Raw genomic sequence first — 205 nt, forward strand, 5'->3', positions numbered from 1 at the left:
CTGGCGCTGCAACAGCTTTAAAACTTGGAAGAATTCAGATTTATTATGTAGCGATTGCGTATCAACTACGCACAACATGCGCACTTCTCGCCTATAACTTATCAATGTTATAGGGACAAGCCTTACGGGCAATTAGTACTGGTTAGCTTAATGCATTACTGCACTTCCACACCCAGCCTATCAACGTCCTGGTCTCGAACGACCC

The 205-nt window shown here is 44.9% G+C and carries 1 rRNA gene; it reads right to left on the reverse strand.

The window, feature by feature from the left end:
• Positions 1-111: 111 nt before the first annotated feature.
• Positions 112-205 (reverse strand): 23S ribosomal RNA (locus tag AC6H42_RS16470); the annotation flags it as partial.

This window comes from Massilia sp. NBRC 108631 (genome assembly GCF_059704565.1).